The following is a 16140-nucleotide window of genomic DNA, read 5'->3' as shown; positions in this document are numbered from 1 at the left end:
GATTTCTGCCTCTTTTCCCGACAGGATTGCAAGTATAGAAGAGCCACCAAGTGTAGATTTTCAACAAAAGGGTGGGATCATGGAACAGATCGGTCACTGGATTAACGGTGCGCATGTCGCGGGCACATCAGGCCGCACAGCGGATGTCTTTAACCCCGCAACAGGGGAAGTGCAGGCGCAGGTGGCATTGGCCTCGCAGGAAGAAATGGATCGCGCGATCGCCTCCGCCGCAGAGGCGCAAATTGCGTGGGGTGCCACAAACCCACAACGCCGCGCGCGCGTGATGATGGAATTGGTGCGCCTTCTTAACCACGATATGGACAAACTGGCTGAAACCATTAGCCGCGAACATGGCAAGACCTTCCCAGATGCGAAAGGCGATGTTCAGCGCGGGCTAGAGGTGATTGAATTTTGCATCGGCGCACCGCATCTGCTGAAGGGTGAATTCACAGATGCCGCAGGCCCTGGCATTGACATGTATTCCATGCGCCAACCTTTGGGCGTTGTTGCAGGGATCACGCCGTTTAACTTTCCCGCCATGATCCCCTTGTGGAAATTGGGCCCTGCCTTGGCATCGGGCAACGCGATGATCCTCAAACCTTCGGAACGCGATCCGTCCTGCCCGATGATGTTGGGGGCGCTTTTGAAAGAGGCGGGTTTGCCTGATGGCGTGTTCCAAGTGATCAATGGCGATAAGGGTGCTGTGGATGCCATCTTGGACAGCGAGATCATTCAGGCCGTTGGCTTTGTTGGGTCGACCCCAATCGCGCAATATATCTATAGCCGCGCGGCCGAAACAGGCAAACGCTGCCAATGCTTTGGCGGGGCGAAAAACCATATGATCATCATGCCCGATGCCGATATGGATCAGGCCGCTGACGCCTTGGTCGGCGCGGGCTATGGGGCGGCAGGCGAACGCTGCATGGCGATTTCCGTGGCCGTGCCAGTAGGTGACGAAACCGCAGATCGGTTGATCGAAAAACTTGTCCCGCGGATCGAGGCCTTGAAGGTTGGCCCTTATACCGCAGGCAATGATGTCGATTTCGGGCCAGTTGTGACCAAAGCCGCGAAGGAAAACATCCTGCGCCTTGTGCAAACGGGCGTAGATCAGGGCGCGGAATTGGTTGTCGATGGCCGCGATTTCAATCTGCAAGGCTATGAAAACGGGTTCTTTGTGGGCGCGCATCTGTTTGACCGCGTCACCCCCGACATGGATATCTATAAGACCGAGATTTTCGGCCCCGTTCTGTCGACCGTGCGCGCTGCTTCCTACGAAGAGGCTTTGGGTCTTGCGATGGATCACGAATATGGCAATGGCACCGCGATCTTTACCCGTGACGGCGATGCAGCGCGCGATTTTGCGTCCCGCGTGAATATCGGGATGGTTGGCATCAACGTGCCAATCCCTGTTCCCTTGGCCTATCACACCTTTGGCGGTTGGAAGCGGTCAGGCTTTGGCGATTTGAACCAGCACGGGCCAGATTCCTTCCGTTTCTACACCCGCACCAAAACCGTGACCTCGCGTTGGCCAAGCGGGATCAAGGAAGGGGCTGCGTTTAACTTCAAGGCAATGGATTGATCCTGCCACGAAAATCACCAAACTTAACACAAGCCCCCGCGCAGACCTTGCGCGGGGGTTCGCTGTGACACTAGGGAGGGGGCCATGAGCGAGACAGAGTTTCTCAATATCCGCAAAGACGGGCGCGCAGGCCGCATCACGCTGACGCGGCCACAGGCCCTGAATGCGCTATCGCAATCCATGTGCGCGGAAATTGCCGCAACGATGGACGCATGGGCCGTGGATGAGACAGTCGAGATTGTGATCCTAGATGCAACGGGCGAGCGGGCCTTTTGTGCAGGCGGGGATATTGCCGAAATTTACGAGGCGGGTCGCGCGGGCGATATGGAAATTGGCGCGCGCTACTGGGCCGATGAATATCGCATGAACGCCAAGTTGTTCCATTTCCCCCGCCCTGTGATCAGCTTCATGCAAGGCTATACGATGGGCGGCGGTGTGGGGTTGGGCTGCCACGCCTCGCATCGCATCGTGGGCGACAGCAGCATTCTTGCCATGCCCGAGGTCGGAATCGGCCTTGTGCCAGATGTCGGCGGCACCCTGATCCTGAGCCGCGCCCAAGGTCGCTTGGGCGAATATCTGGGCGTCACGGGCGCGCGGATGACAGGGGCCGATGCAATTTACGCAGGCTTTGCAGATTATTATATTCCAGAGGCGGATTGGCCTGCATTGATTATCCAGCTTTGCGAAAACGCGGATTATGGTTTGGTGGATCAGGCCGCTGCAGGCCATTCTGCCCCTGCCGCGCCGCTTGGCGCGCTGCAAGCTGAGATTGACCACCATTTTGGTGGCGAAACCCTGCGCGATATTCTTAACGCGTTGGAATTCTCCGACAGCGATTTTGCAAAATCCACCTTAGCCGAGATGGGCAAGAAATCACCCCTGTCGATGGCCTGCACGGTGGAACTGGTGCATCGTGCGCGCCTACGCGACACAATCGAAAATGCGCTAGAGCAGGAATACCGCTTTACCTCGCGCGCGGTGGAAAAGGCCGATTTCCTCGAGGGCGTGCGCGCGCAGATCATCGACAAAGACCGCAACCCGAACTGGATGCATAGCAGCCCGCTCGATGTGCCGCCCGCGATGGTGGCATCGCTGCTCTTGCCCTTGGGGCCAAGGGCGCTGAAACTGGATTAAGCAAGAATAAGGGGCCACACCATGCAGATCGCATTCATCGGATTGGGCAATATGGGCGCACCCATGGCGCTTAATTTGCAAAACGCAGGTCACACGGTCACGGGGTTCGACACGGTTGCCGCACCTGACGGGATCTCGTGCGCCACATCGGCGGCGGAGGCCGCCCATGGGGCAGAAGTGGTGATCACCATGCTGCCCAATGGCATGATTGCGCGCGCCGTGGCGGATGATGTTTTGGCTGTTCTGCCACAGGGCGCGCTGATGATTGATTGCTCAACCATTGAGGTTGACGCGGCCCGCGCAATCGCCGAGGCCGCCGCCGCGAAAGGGATCGGGTTCCTCGATGCGCCCGTCTCAGGGGGCGTTGGTGGGGCGGCAGCAGGCACCCTGACCTTTATGGTCGGGGGGGATGGGGCGGACTTCACCCGCGCCGCGCCCCTGTTCGAGATCATGGGGCAAAAGGCCGTGCATTGCGGTGCAGCGGGAAATGGTCAGGCGGCAAAGATCTGCAACAATATGATCCTAGGGATCACTATGATTGGGACGTGCGAGGCTTTTGCGCTGGCCGATAAGCTGGGCCTTGAGCGGCAGGCGATGTTTGATGTTGTCTCGACCTCATCGGGTGCCAGTTGGTCGATCAATGCCTATTGCCCTGCCCCTGGTGTTGGGCCGCAAAGCCCCGGTGATAACGGCTACAAGCCTGGATTTGCGGCGGAATTGATGCTGAAAGATCTGCGCCTGTCGCAGGATGCCGCAACGGCCGCGGATGCCGCCACCCCGCTTGGCGCATTGGCCGAGGCGATCTATGCGCAATTTGTCGAAAACGAAGATGGGCGCGGCAAAGATTTCTCTGCCATGCTGCCACGTTTGGCCGCAATGGGCAGAAAAAGCACCTAATTTACAAAAATATTTCCCCGCTCTCTTGTGGCGGGGTTTTTTGTGCCCACATGTGTTAATGTAATTAACATTAACATCATGGCGCGGCTGCGCAGCAAAGGAGAAACGCATATGCAAAGCCAAACACTTATGCCCCATGCCCCTGTTCAAGGTTGGTTCTCGCGGGCCGAGGCGTTTTTGGATCAACGTGGCAAACCTGCATGGATTGCCGCGATGATTCTGGGGTTCATCCTATTTTGGCCCTTAGGTCTGGCCCTTCTGTTTTATATGATCTGGAGAAAAGACATGTTCAAAACCTGCAAAAAATCGCGCCATGCTCACATGGGTGGCAGCACAGGCAATAGCGCCTTTGACGCCTATAAGGCCGATACGCTTAAGCGCCTTGAGGATGAGCAGCGTGCTTTTGAAGGGTTTCTTGGACGTCTGCGCGAAGCCAAGGACAAAACCGAATTTGACGCCTTTATGAAAGAGCGTGATGCAAAAACAGGCGCCCCGGCCCCACAGGCCGAGTGATCCATAAATGCAACGCTTTCCCCACCCTGCGCTTTTGGGTGGGGTATGGTTCTTCTCAGCCTCCCTCGAAGCCATTAGGTTGCACCCATCATGTCTCACCTGCCCGATCCTTACGTGCAAAGCGAATTTTATTCTTATGTCGCGCTCAAACGCTTTGGCGCTTGGGTGATTGATGTTCTGGTGATCACTGTGATCTTGTTGATTACAGGGATTTTCACAGTAGGGCTTGCGTGGTTTTTCTGGCCCGTATTCTTTGTGGCGCTTTCTTTTGTCTATCGGTGGTTCACCCTTGCCAGCCAATCCGCCACATGGGGGATGCGGATCATGGCGATTGAATTGCGCCATGCAACGGGCGCGCGGCTCAATAGTTTCGAGGCGATGATGCATACGTTTTTGTTCATGCTCGCCTCTGGCTTTGTTCTGCCGCAAACGATTTCTGCCCTCATGATGATTTTGGGCGCGCGCAAACAGGGTCTGCACGATCTTTTCTTAGGCACAGTCGCCATAAATCGCCCGCAATAAACGCGCAGTTTTCGCGGTATGGTTGCAATTTACTTGCCCACGCCCCTACATTGAGGCAGGCTATATTCAAATTTTCGCCGCTGAGGATCCATGCGCCACACTTTACCGATTGCACCGCAATTCTATGTGACTGCACCTCAAACCTGCCCTTACCTTCCAAATCGGCGGGAACGAAAGCTTTTTACCGCATTACAGGGCGATCATGCGACTGAACTGAACGATAGCCTATCAAAGCAAGGCTTTCGCCGCTCGCAAAATGTGCTCTATCGCCCCGCTTGCGCTGATTGCACCGCCTGTCTCTCTGCGCGGATCAGGGTGGCGGATTTCGTGCCAAGCAAAAGCCAAAAACGCACCAAAAAGCGCAATCTGGGGATGACCCGCAATGCCCGCGCCCCTTGGGCCACGGAAGAGCAATTCACCCTCTTTCGCCGCTATCTAGATGCGCGCCACGCCGATGGCGGCATGGCCGATATGGACGTGTTCGAATTTGCCGCGATGATTGAGGAAACACCCGTGCGCTCGCGCGTGGTGGAATATCGCGATGCGGGCAAGGATGCCGGATTAGCAGCGGTCTGCCTGACCGATATTCTCGATGACGGGTTCAGCCTTGTCTATTCCTTCTTTGATCCCGATTTGGATCACAGATCACTTGGCACGCATGTGATCTTGGATCATATCGATCTCGCACGCGAGGCGGGGCTGCCCTATGTCTATCTCGGCTATTGGGTGCCGGGGTCGGATAAAATGGCCTATAAGGCGCGGTTCTCAGCCCTTGAAATATATGTTTATGGCGCGTGGCAGGATATCGGCAATCCTGATGAATATTCCAACCAGACCCACCCTTTGTCGGTTGATCCGATTGCGCAACAGGTGGCGCAGATTTCCTTGCCCGACTTGATGGCCCCGCAGACAGCGAAATCTTCGCAAGACACCCCCTGAGGCCCACCCGTTTCACATCAGTATAAGCGCCAAACGCAAACGGCCCCCCAAATTGGGGGGCCGCGCTTTTTCATGCACCCTGTCATCTGCCCTTAATTGTTGGGCAGAAGGTCAGGCACGATGGTCACGATGTCAGGGAACAGCCACAACAGGCCCAGCCCCAGAACTTGGATCAACACGAAGGGGACCACGCCACGATAGATGTTGCGTGTGGTCACGCTGGCAGGGGCGACCCCGCGCAGATAGAACAACGCAAATCCAAAGGGCGGTGTCAGGAACGAGGTCTGCAGGTTCACCGCGATCATAATGGTCACCCATTTCGGATCCAATGTACCGCCATAAATCACAGGCCCCACGATTGGGATCACGATGTAGATGATCTCGAGAAAATCGAGAACAAAGCCCAAGACAAACAAGATCAGCATCACCAAGAGGAACACGACCGTCTCGTTATCGAAGGCGCGCAGGAATTGTTGGATGTAATGCTCTCCCCCAAAGGAGATCAGAACAAGGTTCAACAACTGCGATCCGATAAGAATGGTGAACACCATCGATGTCACTTTCGCCGTTTCCCGCACCACAGGCGTCAGAACGCTGCGGCGATAGAGAACATAGCAGCTGTAAAGCAGCCCGCCGAAGGCAAAGTGATAGGCAAATTGCGCTATGAAATAGGCAATCCAATCTTGCAGCGGCACCTCAGAACGGCTGATGCGCAGATCAAAATTGACACCCACCAAGATCAGGATGACCAGCGCGAAAGATGCCCAGATTACGATCTTTGATTTCTTGTCTTCTTCGCTCAGTTTACGATGCGCGGCGAGCATGATCGCCCCTGCCGCACCCAAAGCCGCCGCAGGTGTTGGGTTGGAAATACCGCCAAGGATAGATCCCAAAACCGCAACGATCAGAACCAGCGGCGGGAACACCACCCGCAACAGTTCGTTTTGCGACATCCGCATCATAGCAATCCGACAGCCATAAATGGTGAGGGCAAACGGAAGCGCGAGATAGATCCAAGCCGCACCTGAACTGGTCGCGGGCGTGATGAACAGCACATCCACCGCAAACGCCAAGGCCACGCCGATACTACCGATAAGCAACGGGCGCGCGTGTTCATTTGGCGCAACACCGCGTGCCGTGGTCAGGATCAATGCCAAGAGGATAAAGATTGTAGCCACGCCAGATCCGATCGGTGCTGCATTGGCAATCGCCGCCTCGCGAGCCGCAACCATTTCCTCCTCGGACAATTCGCGGGTTTCACCTGTTGCACCTGATGCTGCAATATCGGCCGTCTCAACCACGGCTTGATCCCATGCCTCTTGACCATGCAGCTCAATCATCGCCGCTTGGCAGCTTTCGCTCACATTCGTGCGCAGGCTAGCGGAACGGCTGTTGTTTTCCATGTTGGAAACAAAGATCGACTGGCTGCCAATCACACCGCTACTTGCCCCAAGAACCACCGCAAAGATAAGGGCGGCAGGCGCAGCCAAGAACCATGTCAGCGCCTCATTGCGGGTGATCGGGCTGGCATTGGTCGACCCCATCTGAACCGCAGGCGCCTTGCTTGGATTAAACAAGGCAAAGCCGAAGGCATAGGCGGCATATAGGAACGCCAAGAAGATACCTGGCAAAATCGCGGCTTGGAACAATGTGCCAACGGACAGAACGGCAGGCTCGCCCAGATAGGTCAGCGCATCGGTACAGCCCGCCACTTGGGCACGGGTTTCTTGGCCCGTAGCATAGAGGTCACCCACCAATGTGCCCAGAAGAACAATCACGATAGAGGGCGGGATAATCTGGCCCAAAGTGCCAGAGGCCGCAATCACACCCGTTGCCAGTTCGGGCGAGTAGTTGTTGCGCAACATTGTTGGCAGCGCCAAGAGGCCCATGGTCACCACAGTCGCCCCAACGATCCCCGTGGAGGCCGCAAGGAACGCACCCACAATCACGATGGACACCGCCAAGCCACCGGGCAGCGGGCCAAAGACGCGCGCCATAGTTGTCAGCAGGTCATCGGCGATCTTAGACCGCTCAAGCGTGATCCCCATCAAAACAAACATCAAAACAGCCAAAAGCGTTTCGATAGACTGGCCCGCGATCACACGTTCGTTCATGCGGTTCACGATGAAGGAAATGTTGCGATCCATAGCCATTTCCCACCCGCCAGGGAAGAGATGTTCCTCAAGCCGCGGCAATTCGGGGTATCGGAAGACCGAGATAGCTTCGCGAGAAATTCCACTGTCAACTAGGGCGCGATACTGATCAGAGGCCGTATCAATCGCTTGGTGGATCAACAATCCCGCAGAGTCGAGCGCAGCAATAACCGCAAAGGATATTATCCCCGCGCCGCCAATAGCAAAGGCAACGGGGAAGCCTGTCATGATCCCGCCAAACAACGTCAGGAACACGATAATCAGACCGATTTCAATTCCATCCAATCCAAAAATCATTTTGTTTTCTTTCCTTCAAGCACGTCTAGCGTGGATCTTAATGGCCCGCTGCATGCAAGGCTTGGGTCTCTGCATCTTGCGGATCAAGGTCACGATACTTATCAGTACTTTCTTCGCCCTCGACATATTCGAGAAAGGCGCGCCAGAACACCGCCATTGCATGGATGAAAACCATGACGCAGAAGGCGACCAATAAGACCTTAAAGATGAAATAGGCGTTGAAACCGTTAGGGCTAAAGCCGATGGTTTCCACGTTCCACCGCAACACACGCGCTTGCATGATCATGCGATCCAACTCGCTTGAGGCGGCAGGATTTGGCACCACAAGGTGACGCCACATAAAAAACCATGCATATAGATAGGTCAGAACGGTTGTGGGCAGCATAAAGAACAGCGCTCCACCCATGTCGATAATGCGCTTTGCGCGGTGTCTCATGCCTGAGTAAAAAAGGTCAACGCGCACATGCCCGCCCTGCACAAAGGTGTAAGACACGCAAAGGCACACAATCATAGCATTGTACAGCTTCAGCTCTTCCGCAAACCATGACAAATCCTGCGTGAAGCTTATACCAAGCGGCCCAAGCTCAAGACCGGGGACCTGAAAAATTCGTTGCAGGAATACGATCATTACCTGCTGCAGCACCATTATCAAGCCTACCCATGCAACTGTGCGGCCAACGCCATTGGCAATAGCCTCAAATGCGCGCACCATCACCCATAGCATTTGGCGCTTCCAGATCGCACCAATAAGGGTAATGACCAAAAAGGCGGTGAAAACGACGAAGAAAAACTCCACCGATGCACCATAGTAGATGAACCGCACGAGGGACTCGTTATTGCTCCAATCTAACCATGACCCAGGGCTCATGAGCGCAATTGCCAGATTGTAGGGGGCCATCGCAAAATTTGTGAAGACCCAGACAATGAAATCAATCATATGACTATCCTTGCAGAAACGGGCGTTGCCTTAACAGGATCTCATGCACCGCTACACGCAGATAACTGCAGGCGCTCGGTGCTACGTGGGTCCCGCTTTGAGGGGCGGCTTTGGGGAGATGTAAAAACTCCTCCCCCGTTTGCACGGGAGAGGAGCCAAAGCTCAGGCGATTAGCCCGCGTTTACACGGTTACGCTGGCGCATATATTCGCCATCCGCAATATCGAACCAACCAACCGACTCTTTCATCGCTGCAAAGTAGCTTTCTGCGATCTGAGCGTAGATAGGATCTCCCATGTTCTCTTCGCGCACTTCAGCAGCTGCAGCGCCAAATGCGTTCCAAACATCATCAGGGAAAGATCTTGTTTGGATACCGCCAGCGCGGAGTCTTTCAAGTGCAGCGCCATTCTCTTGCAGCGTCATCGAAAGCGACTTAGAGTTTGTTGCCGCACACGCTGCATCGACTACTTGTTTTTGTGCAGACGTAAAGCTTTCGTAAACATCCAAGTTGAATGACAAGGTCAATGCAGACCCTGGCTCATGGAAGCCTGAGGTGTAGTAGATAGAGGTTGCTTCCTGGAAGCCCATGCGCTCATCCGCGAACGGACCAATCCACTCTGCGCCGTCAATCTGACCAGAGGCAAGCGCCTGATAGATTTCACCGCCTGGAATGTTCTGAACGGATGCACCCAAGCGGCCAAGAACCTGACCACCCTGACCGGGCATGCGGAAGCGCAAACCCTGAAGGTCATCTGCGGAGTTGATTTCTTTGTTGAACCAACCACCTGGCTGCATTGCAGTGTTACCACAGGTGAAAGACTTCAGGTTAAAGAGACCTGCAAGCTCATTATGCTGCTCGTGACCACCACGGTTATAATACCAGTTGGCGAATTCCTGACCGGTCATGCCGAAGGGAACTGACGTGAAGAAAGCAAAACCAGGGTGCTGGTTCAAGAAGTAGTAATCAGCCGAGTGATACATGTCAGCCTGACCAGAGGACACGGCGTCAAACACTTCGAAGGCGCCAACGAGGCTACCGGCTGGGTTTTTGTTAACTGTCAATTGACCGTCGGTCATTGCAGTAATGTAGTCGGCAGCCATTTGTGCCGCGTCATCAAAGATCGCGAAACCATCAGGAACCGAAGTTACCAATGTCAGCGTACGATTGCCCTGAGCATAAAGTGGTGCGGCCAAAGTCGAAGCTGCGGCTGCTGTCCCCCCAAGGGCAGACGTTCTCAAGAAAGAACGACGATCCATAGTATTCCTCCCATTCGGACACTGCCGCATTGGTGCGACAGTTTTTCATTTCAAGGTTCTGCTACGCTACAGCAACAAAATTGCGCCGCAAACCAATTTCCGCGCCCGAAGCCCCGATTTTGTAAAATTTTTTTACCAAAAGAGCCATTTTCCCTAAAATATATCGCAAATTATGACCTAATTTTATAATAGGTGAATGGATTTTACGCAAGCGATCAACTTAAGGTTACAATTGAGCGCGGCGCACTCGCCATGATCTGCGCCCTCGCTCCGAATCTTTTCAAACGCAAGGGCACCTGCAGTTTTACCGATCTTGCCCCCCAAAACGCACAGTCTTATCACAGAGCAAAAGCGGCCAATCATCCCCAAGGTTGGATGGTCAAATTCAGAAAACCATCCATTAGGGCCATTCTGGGATATAAAATTGCGTATTTTCGCCACCAAAAGACAGTTTATTTAATTTCTACCCTGCAAACGCTGTTGACCTCCCCCCCGCGGATACCTAATGTCGCCCCGATTATAGGAGATTGGGATGCTACATTTGGTGGTCGTAAATGTGGGAGTGACAGCGCGCGTGGGTCGGTGACGATAGCCATAAAAACCCCCATGCGCCCTCGGATATCACCGAGGGCTTTTTTATTCGCAACACCCCATAAAACACCGCCCCGTGTAGCGGCCAAAGTGTACAACGAAGGACAAAGACAGATGACGCGTCAGATGACCGGTGCAAAGATGGTGGTCGAAGCCTTGATTGAACAAGGCGTTGATACGGTGTTCGGGTATCCAGGTGGCGCGGTTCTGCCCATCTATGACGAGATCTTTCAGCAAAATCACATTCGCCACATTCTTGTGCGTCATGAGCAAGGGGCGGTGCATGCCGCCGAGGGCTATGCCCGCGCCACGGGCAAACCGGGTGTTGTGTTGGTCACCTCTGGCCCCGGGGCAACTAATGCTGTGACAGGGTTGGTGGATGCCTTGATGGATTCGATCCCAATTGTGGTTCTGACGGGTCAGGTTCCAACCTTCATGATTGGGTCAGACGCATTCCAAGAGGCCGATACAGTCGGCATCACCCGCCCCTGCACCAAGATGAACTGGTTGGTCAAAGACACAGATCATCTGTCGTCCACCATTCACGAGGCGTTTCATATCGCCACGAAAGGCCGCCCCGGCCCCGTTTTGATCGACATTCCAAAAGATGTGCAATTCGCAACAGGCACCTATGTCGAAAAGCCCCGCGCGAAGGTTGATCACTACACCCCGCGCGTCAAAGGCGACACCGCGATGATCACCGCCTTGGTCGAGGCCATGGAACAGGCGGAGCGTCCGATTTTTTATACAGGCGGCGGCGTGATCAATTCCGGCCCCGCGGCAAGCAAGCTGCTGCGTGAACTGGTCGAAGCGACTGGATTTCCTATCACGTCAACCTTGATGGGGCTTGGCGCGTATCCTGCATCAGGCGAAAAATGGTTGGGGATGCTGGGTATGCATGGCCTTTACGAGGCCAACCTTGCCATGCATGGCTGCGATTTGATGATCAACATTGGCGCGCGGTTTGACGACCGCATCACAGGGCGCATCAACGCGTTTTCGCCAAACAGCCTCAAGGCGCATGTCGATATTGATCCCTCCTCGATTAACAAGGTAATCCATGCGGATTTCCCCATTATTGGGGATGTGTCCCATGTGTTGGAAGATATGCTGCGCATCTGGAAATCTCGCGGCAGCAAAACGAATTCCGCAGCGGTCAAGAAATGGTGGGGCCAGATCGAAGAATGGCGCGCCGTGAAGTGCCTCAGCTATAAAAATTCAACCAAGACAATCAAACCGCAATATGCGCTTGAGCGGCTTGAGGCGCTGACAAAAGGCATGGATCGCTACATCACCACTGAGGTCGGCCAACACCAGATGTGGGCCGCGCAATATTTGGGTTTTGATGACCCAAATCGTTGGATGACCTCTGGCGGCCTTGGCACAATGGGCTATGGCACACCCGCCTCAATCGGGGTGCAGGTCGCCCATCCTGACGCCTTGGTGATCAATGTGGCGGGCGAGGCATCATGGCTGATGAATATGCAGGAAATGGGCACGGCCGTGCAATACCGCCTGCCCGTCAAGCAATTCATCCTGAACAACGAACGTCTTGGCATGGTGCGCCAATGGCAGGAATTGCTGCATGGTGAACGCTACAGCCATTCATGGTCAGAGGCCTTGCCAGATTTCGTCAAACTGGCCGAAGCGTTCGGGTGCAAGGGTATCATGTGCGACAATCCCGATGATCTTGATGAGGCGATCAAGGAAATGCTCGCCTATGATGGGCCAGTGATTTTCGACTGTTTGGTTGAGAAGCATGAAAATTGCTTCCCAATGATTCCATCGGGCAAGGCACATAATGAAATGTTGTTGGGCGAGGCTGAAACCCAAGGCGTGATTGACGCCAAGGGCAGCGTCTTGGTCTGAGGAAAGGGTGTAATCATGTCTCCGCTCAATATCGAAAAAGGCTCTAGCAGCCATTCGGCCTATGATCTGCGCAGCCATATGTCTGACGCGATTGAAACCCACACGCTTGCGGTTTTGGTGCAAAACGAAGCGGGCGTTCTGGCTCGTGTCATTGGGCTGTTTTCGGGCCGTGGCTATAATATCGAAAGCCTGACTGTGGCTGAGGTTGATCACGCAGGCCATCGGTCACGGATCACGATTGTTACCTCAGGCACGCCACAGGTGATCAACCAAATCAAAATGCAGCTCGAGCGTATGGTGCCCGTCCATGAGGTGCATGACCTCACCGTGGAAGGCGCGATGGTCAGCCGTGAATTGGCCTTGTTCAAGGTCAAAGGCAAGGGTGAGCATCGTGTCGAAGCCTTGCGCATTGCCGAGATTTTCCGCGCCAATGTGGTGGACAGCACTTTGGAAAGTTTCGTCTTTGAAATCACGGGCACGCCCGAGAAAATTGTCGCCTTTGCCGATCTCATGCGCCCCTTGGGCCTATTAGAGGTTGCCCGCACAGGCGTTGCTGCCATTGCGCGCGGTGCGTAACCGCACAGGTCGCTTCCCATAGTCTCAAAGGTCGCGTTTTGATAAGATCAGCGTGGCCTTAGCCTTCAAAAAAGATCATCCCCGTTTGGGGCGCATCTTTTCTTAGGGGAAAAGACCTATGCCTGATGATTTGATCAAGTACGATCTCGACAGCGTTCTTGCGCCAATTTCGCGCGCCAATGGCCTGCCGAATGCGCATTACACCGACCCTGCAACAATCGCTCGTGAAAACCGCGCGGCGCTTGAGCATCAATGGGCCGCTTTGGCCGTTGGGGCCGATGTGCCTAAAAATGGCGATGCAAAACCGATTGAATTTTTGGGCCAACCCCTGCTGCTTTTGCGCGATGACACAGGGGAGGTGCGGGTCTTTTTCAACATCTGCCGCCACCGCGGTATGATCTTGGTCGATGCGCCGCGCAAAATCGAAGGCGCGATCCGCTGCCCCTATCATTCATGGTGCTATGCCAAGGATGGCCGCCTTGTGGCCACGCCCCACGTGGGCGGGCCTGGCCAAAACCAACATGAAGGGATTGAGCGGGCGACCTTGGGCCTCAAAGAGGTGCGCAGCCATATCTGGCGGGATGTGGTGTTTATCAACCTGTCGGGCGATGCCCCCGATTTTGAAACCCAACACCAAGCCGCCCTCACCCGTTGGGCTGAATTTGAAAAGCCGCTCTATCATGGCGGCGAAGACAGCTGCTTTACCTTGGATGTGAATACGAATTGGAAACTCGCGGTCGAGAATTATTGCGAGAGCTATCACTTGCCATGGGTGCATCCGGGCCTGAACAGCTATTCACGCCTCGAAGATCACTATCACATTGAAGAAGAACAAAGATTCTCGGGCCAAGGCACGCTTGTCTATCGCCAGCTCAAGGATGAGAAAGGTCAAAGCTTTCCTGATTTTGACGGGCTGTCGCAGACATGGGACACCGCCGCTGAATATATCGCGCTTTATCCCAATGTCTTGCTGGGCGTGCATCGCGATCATGCCTTTGCGATTATCCTAGAGCCTGTCGCCCATAACCGCACGCGCGAGCATGTGCATCTCTACTATGCCACCCCAAAGACCGATCCTGACTTGCGCGCCAAAAACGCCAAGCTGTGGAAGGATGTCTTTATTGAAGATATTTTTGTGGTGGAGGGGATGCAAAAAGGGCGTGCTGCCGCAGGGTTTGATGGGGGCCGCTTTGCCCCCGCGATGGACGGGCCGACACATATGTTCCACCAATGGGTGGCGCAGCGGTTGCGCGACACGGAAAGCGGATTGTGAGCGCCCCAAAATCCGCGCTTGATGCCGCACTTCTTGCGGCCCATGCGGCAGGCGATAAAGAACGCATTGCGCAGATATATGCCAAGGCCGCCGATGATATGGGTGCGGCCTCTGCCGCATTTTATTTGACCCATGCTTATGTCTTTGCCCTTGATGCAGGGCTGCCCGAGGCCGAAACCTATCGCCGTGCTTTGGTCGAATTGGGGGCCGAGCCGACCAGCTAGGCGCTCACCCACCCCCCAAAATGCGGCGCACGTAATTTTGTGTCTCTTGAAAGGGCGGCACGCCGCCATGGGTGTTTACGGCTTGTGGCCCAGCATTATAGGCCGCCAAGGCCAAACGCCATGAGCGGAAATTGCGATATTGCATCGCCAAATAGCGCGCGCCCCCTTCTAGGTTTTGCGCAGGATCATGCGGGTTCACCCCCAAGAGATCAGCGGTATCTGGCATCAATTGCGCCAAACCAATCGCACCCGCATGGCTGATGGCGCGCGGGTTCCAGTTCGATTCAACCGCAACAAGGCGTAGGAACAAATCCTCAGGCACGCCATGACGGCGCGCCGCATTGCGGGCAAGATCAAGATAGGCCTGAGGGGCCTGCCCCGAAAAGCGCGGGATCGCCGCGCCAAGGGCCGCATCGTAATCAGGGCGCAAGCGTTCTGAATTGGAATATTGGCTTGAGGCGCGGCTGTCCAAAACCCGTGCCGCCGAACGGAAACGATCAAGGCTATTGCCATAGGCCATAGAGATTTGCCCAAATATTAGGACAAATCCCACAGAAATCAGGCTGACTTTCTGCACCTTCACGGCCCTTTTACCTCATAAAACCTGCGCTGTTTTAGCCTGTATCCCCCACAGCGCCAAGCGCTTGCGCGCCGCCCGCAAATGAAATTCGGGTTTCATTAACCAATTTACGATGGTCTAAACATGTCTCAAAGGCGCAGATTCGCGGCCACGACTATGGGAGAGATGACATGGCAGGTTCGGTTAATAAGGTAATTCTGGTCGGGAATTTGGGGCGCGACCCTGAGGTGCGCAGCTTTCAGAATGGCGGCAAAGTGTGCAATTTGCGCATCGCGACATCTGAAAACTGGAAAGATCGCAACACAGGCGAGCGACGCGAGCGCACGGAATGGCACTCGGTGGCGATTTTCTCAGAACCTTTGGCCCGCATTGCAGAACAATATCTGCGCAAAGGGTCAAAGGTCTATATCGAAGGCCAGCTGGAAACCCGCAAATGGCAGGATCAAAATGGGCAGGATCGTTACACGACCGAGGTGGTCTTGCGCCCCTATCGTGGCGAGTTGACCTTGCTTGATGGTCGCAATGACCAATCGGGTGGTGGTGGCAGCTATGGCGATAGCGGGGGCTATGGCGGCGGAGATGACCGCATCAGCGGCAGCGGTTTCCCAGATGATCGCGGAATGGATCGCAGTGGTGCGGGCCAATCCATGCCAAGCGATATGGATGACGAAATCCCCTTCTAAGTTGCTTGCCCCCCCTGCCCCAAGCGCGTAAATCCTCATCACAAATTTGGTAAATGCCACCCGCGCGGGTTGCGCGTGGTGGCTTTTGTCAGGCACAAGATCGGCAAAGCGCAACAA

Annotated in this window: 15 protein-coding genes; 11 read left to right on the top strand and 4 right to left on the bottom strand. The window is 54.9% G+C overall.

Features of this window, described 5'->3' with window-relative positions:
- Positions 1-79 precede the first annotated feature (79 nt).
- The 6 genes from AAC632_RS08560 (at position 80) to AAC632_RS08535 (ending at position 5584) form a co-directional block, all read left to right on the top strand.
- Positions 80-1579, top strand: coding sequence for a CoA-acylating methylmalonate-semialdehyde dehydrogenase (locus AAC632_RS08560; protein WP_340296887.1), 1500 nt, complete (start codon positions 80-82; stop codon positions 1577-1579).
- A gap of 84 nt (positions 1580-1663) precedes the next feature.
- On the top strand, positions 1664-2713 hold the full coding sequence (locus AAC632_RS08555; protein ID WP_340296888.1) for an enoyl-CoA hydratase/isomerase family protein: 1050 nt from the start codon (positions 1664-1666) through the stop codon (positions 2711-2713).
- Between the two features lie 21 nt (positions 2714-2734).
- Entirely contained in the window at positions 2735-3610 is an 876-nt protein-coding gene (gene mmsB / locus AAC632_RS08550; protein WP_340296890.1) for a 3-hydroxyisobutyrate dehydrogenase, read from the top strand.
- Between the two features lie 111 nt (positions 3611-3721).
- Positions 3722-4123 (top strand): DUF2852 domain-containing protein, encoded by a 402-nt coding sequence (locus AAC632_RS08545; protein WP_340296891.1) that lies wholly within the window; start codon positions 3722-3724, stop codon positions 4121-4123.
- A 90-nt stretch (positions 4124-4213) separates the two neighbouring features.
- Complete coding sequence (locus AAC632_RS08540; protein ID WP_340296892.1) at positions 4214-4645, top strand: RDD family protein; 432 nt, start codon at positions 4214-4216, stop codon at positions 4643-4645.
- A gap of 90 nt (positions 4646-4735) precedes the next feature.
- Entirely contained in the window at positions 4736-5584 is an 849-nt protein-coding gene (locus tag AAC632_RS08535) for an arginyltransferase (RefSeq protein WP_340296893.1), read from the top strand.
- Positions 5585-5676: 92 nt separating this feature from the next.
- Here AAC632_RS08535 and AAC632_RS08530 read toward each other — a convergent pair whose 3' ends face one another.
- The 3 genes from AAC632_RS08530 to AAC632_RS08520 all read right to left on the bottom strand — a co-directional run bounded on the left by AAC632_RS08530 (position 5677) and on the right by AAC632_RS08520 (position 10227).
- Positions 5677-8034, bottom strand: a complete 2358-nt coding sequence (locus AAC632_RS08530; RefSeq protein WP_340296895.1) for a TRAP transporter large permease — start codon at positions 8032-8034, stop codon at positions 5677-5679.
- A gap of 37 nt (positions 8035-8071) precedes the next feature.
- Positions 8072-8971, bottom strand: a complete 900-nt coding sequence (locus AAC632_RS08525) for a TRAP transporter small permease subunit (RefSeq protein WP_340251558.1) — start codon at positions 8969-8971, stop codon at positions 8072-8074.
- A gap of 170 nt (positions 8972-9141) precedes the next feature.
- The gene (locus AAC632_RS08520) at positions 9142-10227 is read right to left on the bottom strand and encodes a TRAP transporter substrate-binding protein (RefSeq protein ID WP_340251560.1); all 1086 of its coding nucleotides are present in this window, start codon (positions 10225-10227) and stop codon (positions 9142-9144) included.
- Positions 10228-10932: 705 nt separating this feature from the next.
- On the opposite strand from AAC632_RS08520, the gene AAC632_RS08515 reads away from it, so the two are divergent.
- The 4 genes from AAC632_RS08515 (at position 10933) to AAC632_RS08500 (ending at position 14760) form a co-directional block, all read left to right on the top strand.
- A complete protein-coding gene (locus AAC632_RS08515; protein ID WP_340260833.1) occupies positions 10933-12687 on the top strand; it encodes an acetolactate synthase 3 large subunit in 1755 nt (584 codons plus the stop codon).
- 15 nt (positions 12688-12702) lie between these two features.
- Entirely contained in the window at positions 12703-13263 is a 561-nt protein-coding gene (gene ilvN, locus AAC632_RS08510) for an acetolactate synthase small subunit (RefSeq protein ID WP_340296897.1), read from the top strand.
- A 118-nt stretch (positions 13264-13381) separates the two neighbouring features.
- The gene (locus AAC632_RS08505; protein ID WP_340296899.1) at positions 13382-14536 is read left to right on the top strand and encodes an aromatic ring-hydroxylating oxygenase subunit alpha; all 1155 of its coding nucleotides are present in this window, start codon (positions 13382-13384) and stop codon (positions 14534-14536) included.
- Positions 14533-14760, top strand: a complete 228-nt coding sequence (locus AAC632_RS08500) for a hypothetical protein (RefSeq protein WP_340242852.1) — start codon at positions 14533-14535, stop codon at positions 14758-14760. The genes AAC632_RS08505 and AAC632_RS08500 overlap by 4 nt, the downstream gene beginning before the upstream one ends.
- A gap of 4 nt (positions 14761-14764) precedes the next feature.
- Here AAC632_RS08500 and AAC632_RS08495 read toward each other — a convergent pair whose 3' ends face one another.
- Positions 14765-15280 carry a lytic transglycosylase domain-containing protein gene (locus AAC632_RS08495; RefSeq protein WP_317655778.1) on the bottom strand — a complete coding sequence of 172 codons (516 nt, stop codon included), beginning with the start codon at positions 15278-15280 and terminating at the stop codon, positions 14765-14767.
- A 230-nt stretch (positions 15281-15510) separates the two neighbouring features.
- Here AAC632_RS08495 and ssb point away from each other — a divergent pair, with 230 nt between their 5' ends.
- Positions 15511-16023: a single-stranded DNA-binding protein gene (ssb, locus tag AAC632_RS08490; RefSeq protein WP_340296902.1), complete on the top strand. Its 513-nt coding sequence runs from the start codon at positions 15511-15513 to the stop codon at positions 16021-16023.
- The last annotated feature ends 117 nt before the right edge of the window (positions 16024-16140 follow it).

It is taken from the genome of Roseobacter sp. HKCC-CH-9351, assembly GCF_037830295.1.
Lineage (GTDB): Bacteria > Pseudomonadota > Alphaproteobacteria > Rhodobacterales > Rhodobacteraceae > M30B80.
The sequence above is the reverse complement of the archived record's forward strand: the minus strand, read 5'-3'. Positions and strand labels throughout refer to the sequence as shown.

Excerpts from the sequence above, each read along its gene's own strand:
- ssb (WP_340296902.1), top strand. The coding sequence starts at position 15,511 with ATGGCAGGTTCGGTTAATAAGGTAATTCTGGTCGGGAATTTGGGGCGC.
- AAC632_RS08560 (WP_340296887.1), top strand. The coding sequence starts at position 80 with ATGGAACAGATCGGTCACTGGATTAACGGTGCGCATGTCGCGGGCACA.
- AAC632_RS08540 (WP_340296892.1), top strand. The coding sequence starts at position 4,214 with ATGTCTCACCTGCCCGATCCTTACGTGCAAAGCGAATTTTATTCTTAT.
- AAC632_RS08515 (WP_340260833.1), top strand. The coding sequence starts at position 10,933 with ATGACGCGTCAGATGACCGGTGCAAAGATGGTGGTCGAAGCCTTGATT.
- mmsB (WP_340296890.1), top strand. The coding sequence starts at position 2,735 with ATGCAGATCGCATTCATCGGATTGGGCAATATGGGCGCACCCATGGCG.
- AAC632_RS08530 (WP_340296895.1), bottom strand. The coding sequence starts at position 8,034 with ATGATTTTTGGATTGGATGGAATTGAAATCGGTCTGATTATCGTGTTC.
- AAC632_RS08545 (WP_340296891.1), top strand. The coding sequence starts at position 3,722 with ATGCAAAGCCAAACACTTATGCCCCATGCCCCTGTTCAAGGTTGGTTC.
- AAC632_RS08520 (WP_340251560.1), bottom strand. The coding sequence starts at position 10,227 with ATGGATCGTCGTTCTTTCTTGAGAACGTCTGCCCTTGGGGGGACAGCA.
- AAC632_RS08505 (WP_340296899.1), top strand. The coding sequence starts at position 13,382 with ATGCCTGATGATTTGATCAAGTACGATCTCGACAGCGTTCTTGCGCCA.
- ilvN (WP_340296897.1), top strand. The coding sequence starts at position 12,703 with ATGTCTCCGCTCAATATCGAAAAAGGCTCTAGCAGCCATTCGGCCTAT.
- AAC632_RS08495 (WP_317655778.1), bottom strand. The coding sequence starts at position 15,280 with ATGGCCTATGGCAATAGCCTTGATCGTTTCCGTTCGGCGGCACGGGTT.
- AAC632_RS08535 (WP_340296893.1), top strand. The coding sequence starts at position 4,736 with ATGCGCCACACTTTACCGATTGCACCGCAATTCTATGTGACTGCACCT.
- AAC632_RS08525 (WP_340251558.1), bottom strand. The coding sequence starts at position 8,971 with ATGATTGATTTCATTGTCTGGGTCTTCACAAATTTTGCGATGGCCCCC.
- AAC632_RS08555 (WP_340296888.1), top strand. The coding sequence starts at position 1,664 with ATGAGCGAGACAGAGTTTCTCAATATCCGCAAAGACGGGCGCGCAGGC.